Annotated in this window: 21 protein-coding genes; 9 read left to right on the top strand and 12 right to left on the bottom strand. The window is 72.0% G+C overall.

The window, feature by feature from the left end:
• Positions 1-177: 177 nt before the first annotated feature.
• A complete protein-coding gene (locus Athai_RS22700; RefSeq protein WP_203963357.1) occupies positions 178-1620 on the top strand; it encodes a glycosyltransferase family 39 protein in 1443 nt (480 codons plus the stop codon).
• 59 nt (positions 1621-1679) lie between these two features.
• On the opposite strand, the gene Athai_RS22695 is transcribed toward Athai_RS22700, so the two are convergent.
• The 4 genes from Athai_RS22695 to Athai_RS22680 all read right to left on the bottom strand — a co-directional run bounded on the left by Athai_RS22695 (position 1680) and on the right by Athai_RS22680 (position 5286).
• Positions 1680-2444 carry a GNAT family N-acetyltransferase gene (locus tag Athai_RS22695; protein ID WP_203963356.1) on the bottom strand — a complete coding sequence of 255 codons (765 nt, stop codon included), beginning with the start codon at positions 2442-2444 and terminating at the stop codon, positions 1680-1682.
• Between the two features lie 311 nt (positions 2445-2755).
• Positions 2756-4081 carry an MFS transporter gene (locus tag Athai_RS22690; protein ID WP_203963355.1) on the bottom strand — a complete coding sequence of 442 codons (1326 nt, stop codon included), beginning with the start codon at positions 4079-4081 and terminating at the stop codon, positions 2756-2758.
• A gap of 234 nt (positions 4082-4315) precedes the next feature.
• A complete protein-coding gene (gene infA, locus Athai_RS22685; RefSeq protein ID WP_203963354.1) occupies positions 4316-4540 on the bottom strand; it encodes a translation initiation factor IF-1 in 225 nt (74 codons plus the stop codon).
• Entirely contained in the window at positions 4537-5286 is a 750-nt protein-coding gene (locus tag Athai_RS22680; RefSeq protein ID WP_239157102.1) for a GNAT family N-acetyltransferase, read from the bottom strand. The genes infA and Athai_RS22680 overlap by 4 nt, the downstream gene beginning before the upstream one ends.
• Before the next feature lie 291 nt (positions 5287-5577).
• Between Athai_RS22680 and Athai_RS22675 the strand changes: the two genes are divergently transcribed.
• Positions 5578-6456 (top strand): LysR family transcriptional regulator, encoded by an 879-nt coding sequence (locus tag Athai_RS22675; protein ID WP_203963352.1) that lies wholly within the window; start codon positions 5578-5580, stop codon positions 6454-6456.
• 109 nt (positions 6457-6565) lie between these two features.
• Positions 6566-6955, top strand: coding sequence for a VOC family protein (locus Athai_RS22670; protein WP_203963351.1), 390 nt, complete (start codon positions 6566-6568; stop codon positions 6953-6955).
• A gap of 30 nt (positions 6956-6985) precedes the next feature.
• Here the strand turns inward: Athai_RS22670 and Athai_RS22665 are convergent, their stop codons facing one another.
• On the bottom strand, positions 6986-7630 hold the full coding sequence (locus tag Athai_RS22665) for a hypothetical protein (RefSeq protein ID WP_203963350.1): 645 nt from the start codon (positions 7628-7630) through the stop codon (positions 6986-6988).
• A 38-nt stretch (positions 7631-7668) separates the two neighbouring features.
• Positions 7669-8583, bottom strand: a complete 915-nt coding sequence (locus Athai_RS22660) for a helix-turn-helix transcriptional regulator (RefSeq protein ID WP_203963349.1) — start codon at positions 8581-8583, stop codon at positions 7669-7671.
• An 87-nt stretch (positions 8584-8670) separates the two neighbouring features.
• Between Athai_RS22660 and Athai_RS22655 the strand changes: the two genes are divergently transcribed.
• Positions 8671-9357, top strand: a complete 687-nt coding sequence (locus tag Athai_RS22655) for an aldo/keto reductase (protein ID WP_275422528.1) — start codon at positions 8671-8673, stop codon at positions 9355-9357.
• Positions 9273-9566, top strand: coding sequence for an aldo/keto reductase (locus tag Athai_RS34870; protein ID WP_275422668.1), 294 nt, complete (start codon positions 9273-9275; stop codon positions 9564-9566). Before Athai_RS22655 ends, Athai_RS34870 begins: the two co-directional genes overlap by 85 nt.
• A gap of 221 nt (positions 9567-9787) precedes the next feature.
• Here Athai_RS34870 and Athai_RS22650 read toward each other — a convergent pair whose 3' ends face one another.
• On the bottom strand, positions 9788-10318 hold the full coding sequence (locus tag Athai_RS22650) for a CGNR zinc finger domain-containing protein (protein WP_203963348.1): 531 nt from the start codon (positions 10316-10318) through the stop codon (positions 9788-9790).
• Positions 10319-10402: 84 nt separating this feature from the next.
• Between Athai_RS22650 and Athai_RS22645 the strand changes: the two genes are divergently transcribed.
• Together Athai_RS22645 and Athai_RS22640 are read left to right on the top strand one after the other, a co-directional pair.
• Entirely contained in the window at positions 10403-11038 is a 636-nt protein-coding gene (locus Athai_RS22645) for a LysE family translocator (protein ID WP_203963347.1), read from the top strand.
• A 232-nt stretch (positions 11039-11270) separates the two neighbouring features.
• Positions 11271-11825, top strand: coding sequence for a cysteine hydrolase family protein (locus Athai_RS22640; protein ID WP_203963346.1), 555 nt, complete (start codon positions 11271-11273; stop codon positions 11823-11825).
• A gap of 272 nt (positions 11826-12097) precedes the next feature.
• On the opposite strand, the gene Athai_RS22635 is transcribed toward Athai_RS22640, so the two are convergent.
• The 5 genes from Athai_RS22635 to Athai_RS22615 are packed head-to-tail and all read right to left on the bottom strand — an operon-like array spanning position 12098 to position 17466.
• Positions 12098-14572 carry an ATP-binding protein gene (locus Athai_RS22635; RefSeq protein WP_203963345.1) on the bottom strand — a complete coding sequence of 825 codons (2475 nt, stop codon included), beginning with the start codon at positions 14570-14572 and terminating at the stop codon, positions 12098-12100.
• A 43-nt stretch (positions 14573-14615) separates the two neighbouring features.
• Entirely contained in the window at positions 14616-15395 is a 780-nt protein-coding gene (locus tag Athai_RS22630) for an ESX secretion-associated protein EspG (protein ID WP_203963344.1), read from the bottom strand.
• Positions 15392-15904, bottom strand: coding sequence for a hypothetical protein (locus tag Athai_RS22625; protein ID WP_203963343.1), 513 nt, complete (start codon positions 15902-15904; stop codon positions 15392-15394). The genes Athai_RS22630 and Athai_RS22625 overlap by 4 nt, the downstream gene beginning before the upstream one ends.
• Positions 15901-17103 carry a hypothetical protein gene (locus Athai_RS22620; RefSeq protein ID WP_203963342.1) on the bottom strand — a complete coding sequence of 401 codons (1203 nt, stop codon included), beginning with the start codon at positions 17101-17103 and terminating at the stop codon, positions 15901-15903. The genes Athai_RS22625 and Athai_RS22620 overlap by 4 nt, the downstream gene beginning before the upstream one ends.
• A 15-nt stretch (positions 17104-17118) precedes the next feature.
• A complete protein-coding gene (locus Athai_RS22615; RefSeq protein WP_203963341.1) occupies positions 17119-17466 on the bottom strand; it encodes a hypothetical protein in 348 nt (115 codons plus the stop codon).
• A gap of 421 nt (positions 17467-17887) precedes the next feature.
• Between Athai_RS22615 and Athai_RS22610 the strand changes: the two genes are divergently transcribed.
• Together Athai_RS22610 and Athai_RS22605 are read left to right on the top strand one after the other, a co-directional pair.
• The gene (locus Athai_RS22610; RefSeq protein WP_203963340.1) at positions 17888-18241 is read left to right on the top strand and encodes a hypothetical protein; all 354 of its coding nucleotides are present in this window, start codon (positions 17888-17890) and stop codon (positions 18239-18241) included.
• Between the two features lie 14 nt (positions 18242-18255).
• On the top strand, positions 18256-18558 hold the full coding sequence (locus tag Athai_RS22605; RefSeq protein WP_203963339.1) for a hypothetical protein: 303 nt from the start codon (positions 18256-18258) through the stop codon (positions 18556-18558).
• Positions 18559-18665 lie beyond the last annotated feature (107 nt).

The raw sequence follows: 18665 nt of genomic DNA, 5'->3' as shown, positions 1-18665 counted from the left end.
CAGCCCGCCGGCGCCCGGCAGCGCCCGGACACCCCAGCCCCCGGCGAGCACTCCGCCTCCGCGCCTGGCCCGGAGGCCCCCGCCGCTGGTGGGCACCTCGGCACCGGGCCTGGGGCGGACGATCCCGCCTCCGATGGCGCGGCCAGGTCCGGTCGCGCGCCGCTCGCGTGGCGGCCGGTGCTGGCGGTCGTGGCCGTCGCCGGCCTGGTGCACCTGGCGGTGGCGACCCGGTTCGGCTGGCATCGCGACGAGTTCTACTACGTGATCTCCGGTCGCCACCTCGCCTGGGGATACCCCGACCAGCCGCCGCTGGCGCCGCTGCTCGCCCGGCTCGCCGCCGACCTGCCCGGCGGGGTCCTGCCGCTGCGATTGCTCGCGATCGCCGCCCAGCTCGGCTGCGTACTGCTGGTCGCCGCGCTGGCCGCCGAGCTCGGCGGGCGGACCCGGGCACAGACGATCGCGGCCGGCGCCGTCGCCGCCTGCCCGGTGTTCGTCGCCGCCTCGATGCTGTTCGGTACCACCGTGCTCGACCAGCTGGCCTGGGCCGCCGTGTTCCTCACCGTGGCCCGGGCGCTGCGTACCGGCACCGTACGGGCCTGGCTTGTCGCCGGTGCGGTCGCCGGGATCGGGTTGGAGAACAAGGACACCATCGGCGTGCTGCTGCTCGGCGTCACGGTGGGCGTGCTGCTGTTTCACCGCGCCGCACTGCGTACCGCCGAGCCGTGGCTGGGTGGCAGCCTGACAGTGTTGCTGACCGTACCCAACCTGGTCTGGGACGCCGGGCACGGCTGGCCGCAGCTGCAGATGAGCGCGGTACTGGCCGCGCAGCAGGGCGGCCCGCTCGGCTCGCTGGCCCAGCTGCCCGAACTCGCCCTGCTGCTGGCCGGCCCGCCGCTGGTCACCCTGTGGTTCTTCGGGATCCGCTGGCTGGCCTCGGCGCCCGGCCGCCACCACCGGTGGATCCTGGTGGTGGCGGCGACCGCGATCGTGGTGTTCACCGCCAGCGGCGGCAAGAGCTACTACCCGGCGCCGGCGCTGATCGGGCTGTTCGCCGCCGGCAGCGTGTGGTTCGAGGCCCGCAGCGCACCGACGGCGCCGCGGCGGCGCTGGCGGTACCCGGTCGCGATCGTCACCTGCGGGATCTTCGCCGTCGTCTTCGGCCTGCCCGTACTGCCGGTCCGGGCGGAGAACGTGCTGCGCGCGGTCAACCCGCAGCCGGTCGAGACCTACGGCTGGCCCTCGTTCGTCCGGCAGGTCACCGCGGTCGCCAAGACGATGCCGCCCGGTACCACCGTCTTCACCAGCAACTACGGGGAGGCCGGGGCGCTGACCATGCTCGGCCCGGCCGACGGGCTGCGACTGCCGGTCTCCAGCGGTCACAACGGATACCTGCTGTGGGGACCACCGCCCGGTACCACCCCGGACCACGTGCTGTGCGTCGGCGAGTTCGACACCCGCTACCTGCACCGGGCCTGGTCGAGCGTGCGCGAGATCGCGCCGATCACCCTGCCCGGCGGCATCGTCACCGAGGAGACCGCGCAACACGCCGCCATCTACGAGTGCTCCCGGCCGCGCGGCGGCTGGGTGCAGATCTGGTCCAGCCTCCGCCACCTCGACTAGGCAGGACTCCTCAGGCGCGGGGGACCGCCGGACAAGGCCGGCGGTTCCCCGGGCGGACGCTACGGCCGCTGTGCGGGCAGCGAGAGGTAGAGGCGGGTGCCGCGCGGGCGGAACCCGACCCGCTCGTAGACCCGGCGCGACCCGTCACCGGAGTACTCCAGCCACACCGATCCGGCTCCCTGGGCGAACATCGCCCCGGCCAGCGCGGCGGTCACCGCGGTCGCGACGCCCCGCCCGCGATGCGCGGGCCGGGTACCGACCCCGCCCAGCTCGGCGGTGTCCTCGGCCGGCGGCGAGCAGGCCGCCCCGCCGGCACAGCCGCCGTCGGCCGCCGGTACGAAACGCACCGCCCCGCCGCCGTCCTGCGTGCGCCGCAACCGGGCCACGCCCGCCGGGGAGGAGGTGAAGTCGTCGCCGAACGCCTCACCGAGCGCGGCGTCCAGCGCCGCGTACTGCTCGTCGGTGACGGGTGTCGCCACCCGGGGAACCGACCCGGCAGCCGGCACCGTCAAGGTGGCCGGGTCGCACACGAGGTACTCGTGCACCGCCTCGGTGGTGAAGCCCGCCGCGCGCAGGGCCGGCTCGACCTCGGGTGCGGCCTGCGGCGCGAACTCCAGCCGGGGCAGCAGATCGCGGTCGCGGAACTGGGCGACCAGGCCGGCCACGTCGGCCGCGGTCGGCGCGGCGCCGGGCAGCGGGGTGGCGTAGTTGAGGTAGGGGCTGTCGGTGTCCGGGCTGAAACCGGCGACGAACCCGCCGGTCTCGACGACCAGCGGGCGGCGCCGAAGGTTGGCCACGGCGAAGCGTTGAATCTGGGTGTCCATGGTGGTTGAGAACCTCACGAAGTCTCGAACGAAGCCCCGACGGTGCGGGGCAGGGGAGAACGGCGGTGTGTGTGACACCGCATCGTGGGGCCGCCGCGGAAGGGCGTGGCAGTGCGGCTGCGCGGGGCAGCCGTTCAGCGCCGGCGGCGGCCGCTGGGGCCCGCCGAGTTCATTGGCTTCGTTCCTCACCGTGAGCGCGTCTGCGTGGTGGCAGCGCGCCGGTCAGGCTGCCAGACTCGCCCACTGCCGGCAACCGGTTTTCGAACCTTCGCGCCGGCCCCGCAGCAGCGGCCGGGCACCGGGGACGGCGCTCAGTTCGAGACCCGCTCTGCGGGCAGCTCGGGCGCGCGTTCCCGGCCGCGGGTACGGTGTCGTACCACCGTGCTGGCCAGGCCGAGCACGCAGACCGCCGCCGCGATCAGCAGCGGTAGCGCCGGCGTGCGGGGGGTCAGGACGGCGGCGGCGACCGCGGCGGCGACGGTGGCGCCGACCTGGCGGGTGGCGTTGAGGATGCCGCCGACCGAGCCGGCGACCTCCGGTGCGGCATGGTTCACGGCGAACCCGACCAGCGCGGGCAACGTCCACGAGACGCCGAGGCCACACAGCAGCAGCCCGACGCCGAGCACGACGGCGTGGTGCTGACCGGTCACCGCGACGGCCGCCAGGCACAGGCCGATCGGGAACGCCACGAAACCCATCCGGATCGGCAGTACCGGACCGTAGGCGGCGACGAGGCGCCCGGTGACCAGCGGGTTGACGGCCATCAGCAGCGTCATGGGCAGAAGCGTCGCGCCGGCCCGCGCCGGGCTCGCGTTGAGCAGCAGCGGGATCGAGAAGATCACCGTGGTCAGCGCGAAGTTGACGGCGGCGCCCCAGCCGAACGCCGTCCACACCGGACGGTTGCGGCGCAGCGAGCCGGGGATCAACGGCGCCCGCGAAGCGCGATCCACCACCGTCGTGCCGTACCCGAGCGCCAGCGCGACGAGCCCGAACACGGCGGCTTCCGGCCAGGAGCGTTGACCCGCCCGGGTGATCGCGAGCGTCGCGGTGGCCAGCGTGGCGGCCAGCCCGAGGTGCGGCAGCCACGAGATCGCCCGGGCCCGCCGGGCACTCGCGATCCGCGACCGGCACAGCAGCACCACGACCAGCGCCAGCGGAACGTTGAGGACGAACACCGCGCGCCAGCCGGCCACGGCGATCAGCCAGCCGCCGAGTACCGGCCCGGCGGCCATGGCGGCACCGCTGATCGCCGCCCAGGCGCTGATCGCGCGCCCCCGGGAACGCGGCTCCGGGTACAGGCTCGCGATCAGGCCGAGCGAGCTCGGGATGATCGCCGCCGCGAACAGCCCCAGCAGCGCCCGGAACCCGAGCAGTACGCCGAGGGTCGGGGACAACGCGCAGCCGAGCGACGCGGCGCCGAAGCCGACCACCCCGAGCACGAACACCGGGTAGCCGCCGAACCGGTCGGCGAGGCTGCCGCCGAGCACCAGCGCGGCGGCGAGCGCCATCGTGTAGGTCGTGGTCGCCCACCCGACGCCGACGACGCCGGTGTGCAGCGAGTCCATGATGCTGCGTTCGGCCACGGCGAGCACCGTGGTGTCCAGCAACACCATGAAGTAGGCCAGGGAGATCCCCACGAGTTGCGCGGTCCGGGAACGCGAAGCGGGGACGGTTGCTGCGGACACGAATCTCCTCGATCCGACGCGGGCGGTACGGTCCCCACCACGTTCCGCCCGCGACCGATGCGGCTCGACCGGCGCCGCCGCATCCCCGTTCGGAATCTCCGAACACCCTGGAGCGCGGCCGGCCGGCACGCGGGATCCCCGACACCGCCCGGACCGGGTGCAGGATCCCGCGTCACCGGACCCGGGCTAGTTGCGGTAGCGGAACACGATCCGGCCGCGGCTCAGGTCGTAGGGCGGCAGCTCCACCAGTACCCGGTCCTCCAGCATGATCCTGATGTAGTGCTTGCGGATCTTCCCGCTGACGTGGGCGAGCACCTGGTGGCCGTTCTCCAGCTCCACGGTGAACATCGCGCTGCGCAGGCAGGCGACCACCCGGCCCTCGACCTCGATGACGTTCTTGTGCGCGGTCATCGCACCAGCTCCAGGTTGCTGCTCGCCGGTCGGGCTCCGGCGCCCTCGAACAGCGCGGTGGCCGCCCGGTTGGACTCGTGCACCTCGGCCGAGGCCACGGTGTACCCGGACCGGTGCAGGCTCCCCAGCGCGTGCGCAAGCAGCGCCCGCGCGATGCCCCGGCGCTGCTCGCCGGAGCGCACCGCGAGCAGCCCGACGCGCGGCCGGATCACCGTCACGACCCGGATCAGCCCCAGGTAGCGGTCCGGTGCGGCGGCCACCGCGTACTTCGACGGGTCGACGATGGTGTCACCGTCGCGGTGCGGAAGCACCTCGGCGGGCATCGACTGCCACCACCCGACGCTCGCCTCGACCTCGGCCCGGATCGCCCGGTCCAGCGCCCGCAGCAGACCTTCGTCGGCCTGGCCGGCGGGCACGATCGTCACGCCCGGGGGCGGCAGGATCTCACCGAGCCCGGTGCTGCGCGGGTCGGTCGGGACGACGTACTCCCACTCGCGGCGCCGGATGGTGAACCCGGCCCGCTGCCAGCCGGCCGTCAGGTCGGCGTCGGCCTCGTCGACCACCGTGTACAGCGGCGCGGGCAGCGCGGCGAGCATCGCCTCGGCGAGGCGGTCGAAGGTGGCGTCGTGCCAGGCGTCGATGCTGACGAACAGGCGTCCGTCGGGCCGGCGTGCCGCGTGCCCGCGGCCGACCACCAGGTCGTCTTCCAGGGCATGCCATTGGCCCTCGCCGACGCGGGTGATCACTACCGCGCGTTCGCTTGGACCGGATATTCGGGGTTTGGTGTCCATCGGAGTCTCCGTCCGGAAGTGCCACGATCTCTGGCGCTCCCGGGTGACACCGAACGTCAGCCGCCGGACCGTGACGGATCGAGGGAGCACCCATGGGTGTCTGTGTTCACGGGTCTCACCTCCCAATGCCGGTTTCACGGTCCGTCGGGGACAGTAGCAGCGAGCGCCGGCTCGCTCGGTCGAGGGGTGCCCCTGCGCCGGGCGCGGCCACCTCCCCGCCTCGGCGGCCCGCCTAGGCTTGGCGGCGTGGACCTGGACCAACTGCGAACAGCCCTCGCGCTGTTACGGCACCGGACGATCAATCGCACCGCCGCCGCGCAGGGCCTGGCGCCGTCGTCGGTCTCCGACCGCATCCGCCGGCTGGAGACCGAACTCGGCGCGCCGCTGTTCGCCCGCGACCACACCGGCATGCAGCCGACCTCCGCCGGCCAGCAGTACCTGCGTGCCGCCGCCGCGGCGCTGCACACCCTCGACGACGCGGCCGGACAGCTACACGCCGGGCCGGGGCTGGTCGTCGGCGCGCAGGCCTCGGTCGCCGACGAACTGCTCCCCGCGGTACTCGACGAGCTGGGCAGCGCCCGCCCGGACCTGCGGGTGCGGCTGCGGCCGGAGCCGGACCGCGGCCTGCTGCTGGCCGCCCTCGAACGCGGCGACATCGACGCGGCAGTCCTGCTCGACGCCGGGGAACATCTCGGCGATCTCGGTTTCCCGCCACCGGATTCGGCGCTGGAGCATCTCGACATCCGTCCGGTCGCCATGACCGTCGTCGTCTCGCCCCGGCACCCGCTGCTCGGGCGCCCCGTGACGATGGGCGAGATCCAGCGCACCGGCGGTCTGATCGGACGCGAGCCGCGCTGCTCGTTCTGGATGGCCACCCGACGGTGGCTCGGCCCCGACGTCGACCTGACCGCCGTCGGCGGCCTGGCGCAGGTACGCGACTGGACCGCCGCCGGCCGCGGCATCGCGTTGCTGCCGGAGTTCGCGGTGCACGCCGATCTCGACTCCGGCCGCCTCGCCGCGCTCGACGTACCCGCGCCACCCCTGCAACTGCGGCTGGTCTGGCGCCACGACGAGGAGGCGACCAGCCGGCTGCGTCCGCTGCTCTACGCGCTCGCCCAGGCCTGAATCCCGCGGTACCAGTCGAATCCGGTCGCCGGCGCGCGCCCCGTTCGGTACGATCGCGGTTCGCTGGGGCGCGGACGGCCGGTCCCCGAGGTGAGAGTGGGTGGCGTTCATGGCGGCTCGGATCGGTGAGCTGGTGCTCGGTTGCCGCGACCCCCAGCTGCTGGCCCGGTTCTGGTGCGAGGTGCTCGACTTCGTCGTGCTCGACCAGGAGGACGACGGCACCCTGGAGATCGGGCCCCGCGAGGGGTGGGGCGGCCCGCAGGCCACGATCATCCTCAGCTACCGGGACGAGCCGGAGCCGGGCAAGTCCCGGCTGCACATCGACCTCAACCCCACCGACCGCGACCAGGACGCGGAGCTGGAACGGCTGCTCAAGCTCGGTGCCCGGCCCGCCGACATCGGCCAGACCGGCGAGGAGCCGTGGCACGTGCTGGTCGACCCGGAAGGCAACGAGTTCTGCCTGCTGCGCTCCCGCATCGCCCCGGTCCAAGCCAGCTGAGCGGTCGTTGGGTGTTGTGCCGGCACGGGGTCACCCGGCAACGTGCTGCGCTCGGCCGAACGGGGTGAACACGAACGACTCCGGGAAGCGACCGTCACCGTACCGGAGCGCGGACAGGATCGGCTCCGGCTCGTCGGGGCTGCCGCTGAAATGCAGGCTGACCAGCCCCGGACCGGCCTCGGCCGCATAGACCAACGTCTTCGGCCAGCACGGACTGTAACCGCCACACAGCACCGAAGGCGGCCCCAACTCGCTCAGTACGTCGTCCAGGCGCCGATCGTGGGCGCACCACTCGGCAGGGTGGGTACGCAGCCGCTCGTGGACTTCGTCCGGAATCACCCGATCGACGACGAGCCAGTCGTACCGCCAGGCGATCTCGGCGTAGACCGAGGCGGCCGCTTCCTGCTCGCCCTGGTATCCAGGAAGGGCGTCCTGAAACCCACCCCGCACACCGAGCGAGTTGAACGCCTGCCGTGCGCGGAGCGCCCGAGTCTCTTCTCGTACGATCTTGTCGAGGCCGTCGACGAAGGCCATCGCGTCCATCAGCACCAGAATGGTGACCTCGCCGCCCCACATGCCCGGCCGGCGCAGTGCTTCGTTCAGCTGGCGCAGGTGGTACTGGCGGACCTCGGCCAGGCTCGGCCGGGTCACCGCGACCGGTGCGGCATCATCCATGCGCAGAATCTAGCCGCACGCACATCTCCCCGATGCAGCTACTTCGATGCGGGGCCGCCGGCGTCGGCGGGCTCGGCGGCGCGGAGGGTGGCGGCCCAGGTGGCCAGCAGCTTCAGGTTGTCGGCGGTGCGGGTGCCGGGGTCGGCGGTGTAGACGTTGAGCCGCAGCTCCGGTTCGGAGGCCAGCGGCATCGACTCGAAGTTGAGGTCGAGCAGGCCGACGGCAGGGTGCCGCAGCCGCTTGCGGCCACTGCGGTGGAACTTGACGTCCTGCGCCGCCCAGTGCCGGCGGAACAGTTCGCTCTGGGTGGAGAGATCACCGATGAGTGCGATCAGGTCCCGGTCGTGCGGGTTGCGGCCGGCCTCCAGCCGCAGCATCGCGGCGGCGTCCTGCGCGATCCGGTCGTAGTCGACGAAGAACTCGCGGGCGGCCGGATCGAGGTAGACGAATCGGGTGGTGTTCGCCGGTCGCCTGCTCGTCGCGCCGGCCGCGGACGATTCGAGGACCGGTGCGTACAGCGCCCGCGCCAGCGGGTTCATCGCGAGGATGTCGTGCCGGGCGTTGCGCACCCAGGCCGGCGCGTCGCCGATCGCGTCGAGGATCTGCTGGATCACCGGCCGTACCGTGGTCGCCGGCGGCCGGCGGCGACGGTGGGTCGCGGGACCCGCGGTACGGGCCAGGGCGAACAGGTGCTCGCGTTCGGCCTCGTCGAGCTGGAGCGCGTTGGCCACGCTGTCGAGCACGGCGTCCGAAGCGCCGGCGAGGTTGCCCCGCTCCAACCGGACGTAGTAGTCGATGCTGACCCCGGCGAGCAACGCGACCTCCTCCCGGCGCAGCCCCGGCACCCGCCGGGTCCCGCCGTAAGCGGGCAACCCGGCCTGTTCGGGCGTGATCCGCGCACGCCGGGAGATCAGGAAGTCCCGGACCTGGGCGCGCTGCTCTGGGGTGGGCACGCCCTCCACGGTAGGCGCGCCCGCGCCGGCCTGAGAGGTACCAGTGTTACCCCTCGGATCGGCGGGACCGCTCCTAGCCTCGGACGTATGACTGCAACGACTCCAGAACTGCAACTGAACAACGGCGTCACGATGCCGGCACTCGGGCTCGGCGTGTTCCAGAGCCCGCCGGAGGAGACCGCCGCCGCGGTCGAGACGGCGCTGCGGCTCGGATACCGGCACATCGACACCGCCGCCGCGTACGGCAACGAGCGGCAGGTCGGCGAGGGCATCCGCCGCTCCGGGCTGGACCGCGGCGACGTGTTCATCGAGACGAAGGTGTGGGTCAGCGACTACGGCTACGACCAGACACTGCACGCCTTCGACAAGGCGGCTGGCAAGCTCGGCGTCGAGACGCTGGATCTGCTCATCCTGCACCAGCCCGCCCCGGACCGGTTCGACCAGACCGTCGCCGCCTACCGGGCGCTGGAGACGTTGCTGGCCGACGGGAAGGTGCGCGCGATCGGGGTCAGCAACTTCATGCGCCATCACCTCGACGAGCTGATGAAGCAGGCGACGACCGTGCCGGCGGTCAACCAGATCGAACTGCACCCGTACTTCGCCCAGCAGGACGTGCAGCGCGCCGACGCCGAGCACGGCATCCTCACTCAGGCGTGGTCGCCGATCGGCGGCATCACGTTCTACCCCGGCTGGGGGAGCGCCGCCGCAACGTCCTGCAGGACGCCACCATCGCCGGGATCGCCGCCGCGCACGACAAGACCGCGGCCCAGGTGATGCTGCGCTGGCAGCTGCAGCACGGCCGGTCGGCCATCCCGAAGTCCACCAACCCCGGGCGTATCGCCGAGAACTTCGACGTGCTCGACTTCGAGCTGACCGGCGATCAGCTCGCCCGCATCGACGCCCTGGACACCGGCGTCCGCAACGGCCCGGACCCCGACGTGCCGCGCCCGGAGATGTTCGACCGGGTCATCCCCGAGGACTGAGAGCAAACCGGGCGGTCGCGGGCCGACCGGGCCCGCGAGTCAACGGGGCGGTGACCAGCCAACCGACTTTCGGGAGCCAACGGGCGGTCGCGGGCCGACCGGGGCCCCGCGAGTCGACGGGGCGGTGACCTGCCAACCGACGGTCGCGAGCCAACGGGGTGGTCGCGGGTCGACCGACGTTCGGGGAAGTCGGCGGGGCCGTGCCGACTGGCGGATCGGGCTCAGGTCGCCGCCCGGCGGCGCCGGCGGTAGGCGGCGACCCGGGTCCGGTTCTGGCAGCTGACCGAGCAGTACCGCCGGTCGTGCGTGGGCGAGGCGTCGACGAACACGTCGGCGCAGGCCCGGCCGGTGCACACGCCAAGCCGGTCTCCGCCGTACCGGTCGAGGTGGTCGCGCAGGGTCAGCGCCGCCGCGGCGACCAGCGCGTGCTCCGGCGCGTCGACCGACCAGGTGGCGGCTGCCCCGTCCGCAGCCTGGACGATGGCCGGGCGTACGCCGGTGGCGGCGAGCAGCCCGGCGACCAGGGTGACGCGGTCGGCCGGGTCGGTGGTCGCGAAGACCGGGTGCAGCAGGTCGGCGGCACGGCACATCGCCCGGTCGTCGATGTTCCCGTCGGGTGCACCGAGGCCGGCCGGTGGCCGGGGCGGGAACGGCTGGTCGGCCTCGCCGGCGACGTCGCGCGGCACCGCCCCCCACTCGTTCACCAGCTCGACCAGGGCGGTCGCCGGCATCGGCTCGATCGTGATCGGCACAGCACTAGTGTAACGCGCAGGCTTCCATATGCGCGTAGCATGGCGTACGGTACTACCCATGCTCAGTGCGTTACAGAACCGGTCATGATCGATCCGGCCTTGCTTCCCGGCTACCTGGTGGCCGTGCTGCTGATCGCCATCGCGCCCGGGCCCGACATGGCGTACATCGTGGCCGCCGCGACGGCGCACGGGCCGCGGGCCGGTGTGCTGTCCGCGGCCGGCATGGCGGCAGGCATGGTCGTGCACGTCACGGCCACCGCCGTGGGGCTCGCCGCGCTGCTGACGGCCGTGCCGGTCGCGCTCGACCTGATCCGGCTGGCCGGCGCGGCCTATCTGGGCTGGCTCGCCGTGGACACGCTGCGCTCGGCCACCGGTGGCGGGCTGGCCGGCCGTGCCACGCCCACCCGCGGCCAGCTGCTGCGTCGAGCCACCATGACCAACCTGGCCAACCCCAAGGTGATCCTGTTCTTCGCCGCGTTCCTGCCGCACTTCGTCCGGCTCGACCGCGGCTCGGTCACCGCACAGCTACTCGCGCTCGGCGCGATGTTCCTGCTCGTCGGGCTGCTGGTGGACAGCGTGATCGGGCTCGCCGCCGGGCAACTGCGCACCGCGCTCGCGCCGGGATCCCGGGCCGGCCGGACTCTCACCGTACTGGCCGGCGCCACCTTCGCGGTGTTGGCCGTGTTGCTGGTCGTCGACGTCGTCACCGCCCACCGGTAAGCTGCGCGGCCCGGCCCGCGCGGCACCGCCGCCCCTCCCGCGGCACCGCGGCGGGCCCTCCCGCGCGGCACCGCCGCGGACCCTCCCGCGCGGCACCGCCGCGGCGGTGGCCACGTGCCCCAGCTACCGTGACGGTCTCCGGGGTGGCACCCGGCCACGACGAGACGTCGGTAACCGCCGGCACGGCACGGCCCGCGCGGCGCGGGCACGACGAGACGAACGGGAGCACCACATGCGCACCGCACTGATCGTCGGTGACGTCCAGCGGGGCATCACGGGCAGCTATCCGTTCGCCGCGCGGGTCGTACCGCCGATCGCCGAACTGCTGCCGCGCGCTCGAGCCGCCGGTGCGCTGATCGTGTTCGTCCACTTCGGCTTCCGGGCCAACGGTGCCGATCTGCCGGCGGACAACCCGCTGTACCGGTCGTTCTACGACGCCGGGAACGCCTTCCACGAGGAGTCGGACGGGCCCGAGATCGATCTGCCGGTGGCCGCCGAGGACGTCGTGGTCCTCAAGCGCCGCGCCAGCGCGTTCGCCGGCACCGACCTCGACCTGGTACTGCGCGCGCGCGGCATCGGCACGCTGGCGATCGCCGGCGTCGCCACCAGCGCGATGGTGGCCGCCACGTGCTACGACGCGGCCGACCGCGGCTACCGGCTGACCGTCCTGCGCGACGGCTGCGGCGACGGTGACGCGGCCGTGCACGACTTCTTCATGGACACCGTCTTCCCGAGCCGCGGCATCGAGGTCACCAGCTGCGCGGACTGGCGCCCCGAGCGCGGCTGAGGACGGCACGGGCCCTCGCTCCGATCGGACCGCCGGCCCGGGGACACACTCGAACTGCGCACCGCGACTGCCCCCGCGCCGGCGTCGGGAGGCAGACCCGTACGAGAGTGTGGCCCGCGGGAAGCGAGGTGTCGAGCGCTTCCGGTCAGGTTACCGGCAGGATCGGAGTCTTTCTCCAACCAGCTGTCGCCCGAGCACGGGAGCGCCTCGTCCCGTCCACGACGCCGTCGGTGACCCGCATCGTGCGCGCGCCCAGGGTGATCGGAGCGGCGTCAGCCGGTGGCGCTGGCGTGTCCGAGCTCGATCCGGAGCCGTTCGGCGTACGGGTGATCGGGCGTGTCGGTCTCGGCAAGCAGGTCGACCGCCCGTTGCCAGGCACCGCGGGCGCGGTCCTCGGTGCCGAGCGCCCGGTAGCTGTCGCCCAGGTGCACGAGCACGTCGACCTCCTCGGGCCGGAACCCGCCGAGCGCCTCGTACCGCTGCAGGGCGTCCTGGAAACAGTCGACGGCCTGCGCGTACTCGCCGAGCTGGTGACGGCTGTACCCCAGGCTGTCGAGCGCGGCTGCCTCGCCCCGGACGCTGCCGATCTCCCGGTGCAGCTGGTATGCGGCGCTGCACCGGCTGAGCGCCTCGTCGTAGCGAGCCAGCAGTGCGTGGCACCACCCGATCAGGTTGAGGGTGTCGGCCTGACCGCTGCGGTTCCCGGTGCGGCGGAACAGCTCCAGGGCACGCTCCGCCGCATCGATCGTGTCCGCCGGGCGGTTCTCGTCCTCGTACAGATAGGCGATCCTGATGTACGCGTTCGCCCGGCCGGCGTCGTCCCCGGCCTCGGTGGCGAGGTCGAGGGAGCGCCGGGCGTGGGTGTGCGCCTCCTCGAACCGTCGCAGCCTGCCGTACGCGTGCGCGAGCGTCCGCTGCGCCCGCGTCTCGGCGACCCGGTCGCCGACACGCTGCGCCGCGGCCACCGCGTGCAGCTGGCTGGCGACCTCGTCGTCCCACCTGCCTCGCTGGTCGAGGAAGGTGGCCAGCAGCCAGGCGAGCTGATGGGCCTGCGAGTGGAAGCCGTGCCGGCCGGCGAACTCGATCAGCGCCAACGCCGCCGCAGCCTCGGCGGTGAACCAGCCGACCGCTGCGTCGGCGTCAGCCAGCTCGGCCACCGTGACGCCGGGAAGCGCCGGTGCGAGCGGTGCTCGATCCCGCTGTGGATTCAGCCGCAGGTCGGCGCGTTGTGCGGTGTGCAGGAAGTGATCGAGTACCCGGCGCTGAGCGGTGCGGCGCTCCGCTCCGGCCTCGTGCGCCTCGGCCAGCTCCGCCGCGTACGCGCCCAGCAGGTCGTGCAGCGTGAACCGACCGGGCGTGTCCTCGGTCAGCAGGTTGACCTCGGTCAGTTCAGACAGCATGCGGCGAGCATCGGCCACGGGCAGGCCGAGCAGGCTCGCCGCGACAGGCACCGAGACGCCCGGCCCGGGATACAGCCCGAGCAACCGGAACAGCCGTTGCGCCTCCGTCGACAGCGCCCGGTACGACCAGGAGAACACCGAGCGCAACGTGGTGTTCGGGTCGCCGGTGTCCAGTGCGGTGAGCCGGGCCGGCACGTCGGCCAGCTCGGCCGCAAGGCCGGTCAACGAACGGTGCGGATCGACCGCGGCCCGGGCCGCGGCGATCGCGGTGGCGAGCGGCAGCCGAGCGCAGTGCCGGGCGAGATCATCGAGCCCGGCGCGGTCGGCGAGGACCCGCTCGGGGCCGAGCCGGTCACGCAGCAGCTCGTCGGCTTCGGCCCTGGTGAACAGGTCGAGCGGGACGGGCCGGGCGCCGTGCTCGGCGACCAGGCCGGTGAGCCGGTTGCGGCTGGTGACCAGCACAAGGCAGCTGGCACTGCCGGGCAGCAGCGGGCGGACCTGCTCGGCGTCGCGCGCGTTGTCGAGCACCAGCAGGACCCGGCGGCCGGCGAGCAGGCTGCGGTAGCGCGCGACCTGTGCGGCCGGATCGGTCGGGATGCGCTCGGTCGGTGGGCAGAGTGCCTCGATGAAGTCGCGAACCGCCTCGGCCGCGGGCATCGGCGCACCGGACGGCGCGAACCCGCGCAGGTTCACGTACAGCTGGCCGTCCGGGAACCGGGCCGCCACCCGGTGCGCCCAGTGCACCGCGAGCGCCGTCTTGCCGATCCCGGCCATACCGGAGATCGTCGCGATCGTCAGCGGCCCGCTTGCTCTGTCAGCAGATCCGTTGGGCAGCAACGAGTCGAGGATCCGAAGCTGGTTTCGGCGGGCGACGAACGGACCGTCGGCAGGCAACAGCGCCGGACGCCGCACCGCCGCCCGGGAGTACTCGCGGGGCGCGGCCTCGGCCTCCGGGCCAGGGGCGGCGGAGTCGGGCGGCGCGTCCGCCGGGGACTTCGTGGCGCCGGCGAGTGCCCGCCACGCCTGCCGCCACCGGTCGAGGTAGCTGGCGATCTCCGACTCCTGGCGCCCGCAGAACGCCGCGCAGGCGGTCACGTACGACTCGATGAACTCCAGCCGGGGCAGCTTCGGCAGCCCCTTGCCGGACAGCATCCAGGACACCGTCGACGGCGCCAGGGCCGCGATCTCGTCGCCGCGCGGCGTCCGTCGCGAGCCGCCGAGCTGGCGCAACATCCGCATCGACGGTTGCCCCGACCACAACCGCAGTTCGACCAGCCGATCCACGAACTCCGCGGGCGTCGCAGCGCTCATCGGATCCGGCGCCTCGACCCGCCCAACCAAGATCATCCACCTCCCCGGACCCGAGTCTATCGGCGGGAAGGCTGGCACGTCACTCGCGGCCGACCCAGCGGGTCGTTCGGGTCGAGTCAGCTGTCGATGGATCCGGCTCGACCATCAGCATCGTCAGAACCCGCCAGATGTCGCCGGAGGAGGCGGGCAGGACGGCGATCAGGTCTTCGCTCGGGAGTGCCAACCACAGGCCGTCTTCGGTGTCGAGGACGGTGAGCCGCTGCGACGCCGTGATTCGCCCCTCCTGTCGCCATCCCACGAGTACCGTCCACCAACGGCGCAGGCGCCCCGACACGGACTGCAGAGCCTTACCCACTTCGCCGTCTTCCACTGCGGACATCAGGTGGCGGGCCGCATCGGCGTGCAGCGCCGGGCTGGTCGACAGTAGATCTGCGAAGCAGACGGCGGATACCTCGAAGGGGAGCTGCGGCGTCCGCGGTCGTGGACGCAGTGAGACCAAGTCGGCCAGTTCGTCAGGCAGGTATGCAGTGCGGATCGCGGCGAACTCGTCCTGCTCACCATCACGACGAACCCTCAGCGCCGTGCTGGGAATTCCCAGCCACGCCTCCGCGACGCAGGTGGGCTTCACCGACTCGGAGCCCCGTTCGACGAAACGCACTCGGCACAGTGGTTCCGTGACGACACGAAGCGCCGCCGCGATCGAATCGTGTGGCCCGTCGGGTGTCACCATCCCGCTCGGGTGGAGCTCTGTGAGCGCCGGCGCATGCCAGTCCGCCCGCGCAGACGCCGAGATCAGCGCATCCAGCTGATCTGCGGGCAGCAGAGCGCGCCCGAGCTCGGCATCGAACCGGATCGTCATTCGGGCTCCGATCGGCCGACTCGGAACGACGCACGGATCCGATCGAACAAGCCGGACAGCTCGGGATACAGCAGGGTGTGGCCGGTCAAGGTGAGGGTATAGGCAACCCCCTCTGCCACGAGCACACACTGGTCGAACGTCAGTGGTTCTTCGCTGTCCCACAGCCTGTGGGTGGCCAGTCGTCGCAGCGTCGACACCTCGCCGACCGTTTCGACCTCGCGGTCCAGCAGCCGGAATCGTTGCAGGTGTGCACCCAAACTCGCTTCGGTCTCTTGGTGCCAACGGCTTTCGGCCATGTTCACCGGGATGCGGTCCGTGATCACGACGAGATTGGTGCGGGGCCAGTGCCCGGCTGGTTCCCTGGCGAGTAGGGCGATCCCGGGCCACCGATCCACCAGCAGCGTCCAGTCGTCAGGCAGGTCGAGCCGGAACGGAAGACGTGGATGCCTAAAGTCCACCAGGCCGTTCCCCGTGACCCCGCCCGGCTCTTCCGCCTCCGACGCAGTCACGGGGGCCCTACCGGGCTGGGCGTCTTTGGAGTGGTCGGAGTCGGTGTCGGATGCGGCTCGCTGGGCGCACCCTGGTACTCCGGGCCACGATCGAAGAAGTGGTCGATCACCTTGTCGGTAACGCTTGTCGCGGCCCCGCCCACCGCGGCCCCGGCGACCGGCCCGCCCACCGCCTCGCCGGCCAAGCCGCCAGCGAAGCCAGCGCCCGCATCGGCGCCGCCGCGCACGATGGAGCGCATCGCCTTCTCGGTCCACGGCATGTGGGGCTGGTACTTGCTGTCGTCCGACCACTGCGTCCATGCGCCGGTCGCGGCGGCCGCGCCGGCCGACACGGGACCGAGCCACTTCGAGAGGCTCTTGAACCGAGCAAAGGCGTCGGGGTCCGATCCGGGGCGTGCGGTCTTGCCGAAACCCGGGATGTCGATTCCGTACGTGTGCATGTACCAGGCTGTCGCCATGAGGCCGGGCGCACCGCCCATCCAGCCGAACACCCCCAGGAAGTTGCTGGGGCTCGGATCACCGAGGAACGGATCGACGAAGTTGCGGGCGCCAGTCCAGAGGTTCTTCACCGGGTCGTACCACTCGTCCAGCGGGTCGGGTATGGCGCCGGAGCCGATAGCGAGCTGGACGTTTCTTCTTGTAGGCCCCTGGCTGAGCATTCTCTTCGCCAGGTTGCGGCCGGCGACGACGAACTCGTTGTACGCACTGTGCCACTGCGACACCGCATGGTTGAGGGCGGCCCGGTACGCCGGGCCGACCGTCGACGAAGCTGGTGCGCTCTCTCCGGACTGAGCGCGAGCGCCCGGACCGCCCGTGGAATGAGGTGTCGGATGGGTGGTTGGACTCGGCTGGGGTCCCAGGGCGTGCGAGGGGGTCGACGGAGCGGGCGGTCGGAAGTTGTTGAAGTTCAACACGATCTCGTCGACCCGGTCGTTGAACTTGTGTAGTTGAACGCCCCAGTACTGGGTGACCACGGCAGCCCACACCATCATCGTGTGCGTGGTCCGCGCGGTTTGCTTGATGGCGACCGGCGCTCCCTCCGCCTCGTGGTTGCCGAACCCCTTCCAGTTCGTGGCCACCGGGCGGTACTGGCGGATGGTGATCCCGCCCTTGCGCAACGCGTCGGTCGCGTTCGAGACCATGGGTTCCATGTAGTTTTCCAGGTTGCCTGCGTTCTTGAACTTCTCGAACGGTTCCATCGCCTCGCTCCGACGTCAGTCGTTGATGGGGCGGCGCAGTTGGGAGGTCAGGCCGTCCAAGCGGGCGCCGGTCTGGCGAAGGTGGCTGGCTCCCACGCTGTCGCCTTCAGCGACCGAACCGGCAGCCCTCGAAGCGCCGTTCCCGAGCGCGGTGGCCTGACGACCCGCGGCCTTCATGGTCGGGTTCCACATCGAGAGGTAGTCCTCGAAGGCTCCGCCGACGATCGGGTCGCCGGTGGCGCCGGCGACGTCGCGGAGCAGGGACTCGGCTCGCCCGGCCCAGGCGTCCCACTCCGACGACGTCGCTGCGGTGGCCCGACCGGCACCGAACACCACGTCGGGGTGGATGTCGACGAACGTCACGTGGACCCCCTTCTTCCCTCACCCGGAACGCATCGCCGTGGCGCCCCGGCTGGCTAGAAGAATAGAAGAGAAATGCTTGAGCCGCCTTGTCGGGTAGGTGGCTGGCACGATTTGGTGATCAATTCATGAAACCATCACACGCCGCTATAGCTGTTAGCCGACGGAGCTGTTCGTGGCAAGTGCTCGCACTGTTTTAGACAGTATTAGACAGTCTCGTACATGGCAGTTGAGCTGGGCAGATGCTCTTCTGGCGGTTGCCGGTCGGATGCTTCATGATTGGGTCTTCGGGGCCATTGTCGGTTGGGTTTATGGTGGCATCGGAAGCGAGGACCCACGACTGCGTTCGGCGAGCCCCGCGCATTGTCCGGTCAGCTCGGGCGCATTCGTCGAACGTCGTGGTCACAGCGGAGGGAGCAGCCCGATGGGCGCAAGGTACGTGAACCTGAACGAGGCCGGCGGGCTGGCTCATGCCGGTCAGGGGTACGAGGGGAACGCCGAGGACCAGCACTCCGAGGCGAAGAGCTTCGGCAGCAAGATGGAGGCCGCCAAGCACGGGCTCAAGGGCTCGGCGGGCAACACCTTCTACGGCGTGTCCGATCTGAGCCGGGCGAACCTGACCCAACTGGCGAGCCGGATCGCCAACCAGGCCTACCGCGCGGTGCACGCCGACCGGCACATCCAGACCGGGGACGAGCAGGCCGACAGTGACCAGCATCCGGCCGTGTCCGCACACGAGTCGCTGGCGCCGCAGGTCGCCCGCGACATCAACGTCTGAGGAAGGGCAGCACCGTGGGACACCAGATCCGGGCCGAGTTCGGCACCATCGACCAGCTCGCGGCCGACCAGAGCGGGCACGCGGGCAACATCGAGGGGCTGCGGGCGACGCTCAAGTCGCACGTCTCCAAGGCGCTCAACACGCTGGACGGCGGCATGGGTACCGACGAGCACCAGGCCTGCATGCGCAAGGCCGACGAGCTGATCGACGAGTACATCAACAACACACACCAGTTCCAGCGAACCACCACGCAGGTCGGTGACACGCACCTGCAGTACGCGACGCGGGCGGTCAACATGCTTTCGTCCGGCGGCTGAGCTGGCACGGTCCATCGGCACGGCCAGGCGGCCACGGGGAGCCTGGCCGTGCCGGCGGCTGTACCTCCACCAAGGAGTGCGTTCGTGATGAGCCAGCCGGGGCGCGA

Origin of the sequence: Actinocatenispora thailandica (assembly GCF_016865425.1) — a bacterium.
In the GTDB taxonomy this organism is placed as follows: Bacteria; Actinomycetota; Actinomycetes; order Mycobacteriales; family Micromonosporaceae; genus Actinocatenispora; species Actinocatenispora thailandica.
Note: the sequence above shows the minus strand (reverse complement) of the source record. Positions and strands in the feature narration are given on the sequence as shown.

Excerpts from the sequence above, each read along its gene's own strand:
- Athai_RS22635 (WP_203963345.1), bottom strand. The coding sequence starts at position 14,572 with ATGATCTTGGTTGGGCGGGTCGAGGCGCCGGATCCGATGAGCGCTGCG.
- Athai_RS22665 (WP_203963350.1), bottom strand. The coding sequence starts at position 7,630 with ATGGATGATGCCGCACCGGTCGCGGTGACCCGGCCGAGCCTGGCCGAG.
- Athai_RS22645 (WP_203963347.1), top strand. The coding sequence starts at position 10,403 with ATGATCGATCCGGCCTTGCTTCCCGGCTACCTGGTGGCCGTGCTGCTG.
- Athai_RS22630 (WP_203963344.1), bottom strand. The coding sequence starts at position 15,395 with ATGACGATCCGGTTCGATGCCGAGCTCGGGCGCGCTCTGCTGCCCGCA.
- Athai_RS22640 (WP_203963346.1), top strand. The coding sequence starts at position 11,271 with ATGCGCACCGCACTGATCGTCGGTGACGTCCAGCGGGGCATCACGGGC.
- Athai_RS22610 (WP_203963340.1), top strand. The coding sequence starts at position 17,888 with ATGGGCGCAAGGTACGTGAACCTGAACGAGGCCGGCGGGCTGGCTCAT.
- Athai_RS22695 (WP_203963356.1), bottom strand. The coding sequence starts at position 2,444 with ATGGACACCCAGATTCAACGCTTCGCCGTGGCCAACCTTCGGCGCCGC.
- Athai_RS22670 (WP_203963351.1), top strand. The coding sequence starts at position 6,566 with ATGGCGGCTCGGATCGGTGAGCTGGTGCTCGGTTGCCGCGACCCCCAG.
- Athai_RS22620 (WP_203963342.1), bottom strand. The coding sequence starts at position 17,103 with ATGGAACCGTTCGAGAAGTTCAAGAACGCAGGCAACCTGGAAAACTAC.
- infA (WP_203963354.1), bottom strand. The coding sequence starts at position 4,540 with ATGACCGCGCACAAGAACGTCATCGAGGTCGAGGGCCGGGTGGTCGCC.
- Athai_RS22655 (WP_275422528.1), top strand. The coding sequence starts at position 8,671 with ATGACTGCAACGACTCCAGAACTGCAACTGAACAACGGCGTCACGATG.